1 protein-coding gene is annotated in these 1,678 nt (G+C 64.0%); it reads left to right on the forward strand.

The window, feature by feature from the left end; genetic code table 11:
* Positions 1 to 237 precede the first annotated feature (237 nt).
* The gene (locus HGO40_RS30440) at positions 238 to 1,551 is read left to right on the forward strand and encodes an MFS transporter (RefSeq protein ID WP_250966057.1); all 1,314 of its coding nucleotides are present in this window, start codon (positions 238 to 240) and stop codon (positions 1,549 to 1,551) included.
* Positions 1,552 to 1,678: the final 127 nt, after the last annotated feature.

The raw sequence follows: 1,678 nt of genomic DNA on the forward strand, positions 1-1,678 counted from the left end.
CCCCCCCCCCCCCCCCCTGTTTTGTTCCACGCCCGTGTCGCCCGCCGCTACTTCTGCCTGTCTCGTGGGCTCGGAGAGGGGTATAAGAGACAGGTTCCGGCCAGACCATCGGCAAGATCCGCAGCACCCCTGGGGCTGTTCATACCCGAAACAGCGACGGGATACCCGCCCACATCCCTGGGGGTTCGACCATAATAATTAGCTCCAACGGAGCATATGACTGTCAGGGATAACCGCATGACGACCGCTACCTGCAACGAGGCAGTGACTGCCCAGCCGACCAACTCGGCCACTCGCGTGGCGACCGCGAGTTTCATCGGCACCGCCATCGAGTTCTACGATTTCTACGTCTACGCCACGGCTGCGGCCCTGGTGATCGGGCCAGTGTTCTTTCCGCAAACCTCAGGCACGGCACAGATGCTGTCGTCCTTCCTGACGTTCGGCATCGCCTTCCTCGCCCGTCCGCTGGGTTCGGCGCTGTTCGGCCATTTCGGCGACCGGATCGGGCGCAAGTCCACACTGGTGGCGTCCCTGTTGTTGATGGGCGTGTGCACCACGCTCATCGGCGTGTTGCCCGGCTATGCCAGTATTGGCGCCTGGGCGCCGATCCTGTTGTGCGTGCTGCGTTTTGGCCAAGGCCTGGGGTTGGGTGGCGAATGGGGCGGCGCGGCTCTGCTTGCCCCCGAGAACGCTCCTAAAGGCAAGCGTGCCTGGTTCGGCATGTTCCCCCAACTGGGGCCCTCCCTCGGTTTCCTGGCGGCCAACGGCTTGTTCCTGACCCTGGCCATGAGCCTGGACGACGAGCAATTCCGCTCCTCGGGCTGGCGAATTCCGTTCCTGCTCAGCGCCGTGCTGGTGATCGTCGGTCTCTACGTGCGCCTCAAGCTCCACGAACCCCCGGTGGTCGCCAATGCCGTGGCCCGCCAGGAGCGAGGCAAGGTGCCGCTGGTCGAGCTGTTCAGCCAGTACTGGGCGCCAACGTTGCTGGGCGCGGCGGCGATGGTGGTGTGTTACGCGCTGTTCTACATCTCGACGGTATTCTCCCTGAGCTACGGCGTGTCCACCCTCGGCTACAGTCGCGAAACATTCCTGGGCCTGTTGTGCTTTGCCGTGCTGTTCATGGCCGCTGCGACCCCGTTGTCCGCCTGGGCCAGCGACCGCTACGGCCGCAAACCGATCCTGATCATTGGCGGCCTGCTGGCGATTGCCTCGGGCTTCCTCATGGAACCCTTGCTGACCCACGGTTCCACGGGCGGCGTGGCGTTGTTCCTGTGCATCGAGCTGTTCCTGATGGGGGTGACCTTCGCCCCCATGGGTGCCTTGCTGCCGGAACTGTTTCCGACTCATGTGCGCTACACCGGCGCCTCGGCGGCCTACAACCTGGGCGGCATCGTCGGTGCCTCGGCCGCGCCATTTTTCGCCCAGAAACTGGTGGCGATGGGCGGCTTGAGTTATGTCGGGGGCTATGTTTCAGCGGCCGCGCTGCTCAGCGTCATCGCGGTGTTGTGCTTGAAGGAAACTCGCCATAACGACTTGAATCGGGTCGCCTAGGCCGGGCCCGTGGCGAGGCTCCGCGCCTCGCCACGCCAACCTGTCGCCAGCCTGAACGGCCACCAATGAAATAACCGTTAACAATCCCCCACCATTGAAACCACCCCCCACCTGCCCCATCTAAGAC

It is taken from the genome of Pseudomonas sp. CG7, from assembly GCF_023701885.1.
GTDB classification, from domain to species: domain Bacteria; phylum Pseudomonadota; class Gammaproteobacteria; order Pseudomonadales; family Pseudomonadaceae; genus Aquipseudomonas; species Aquipseudomonas zanjanensis.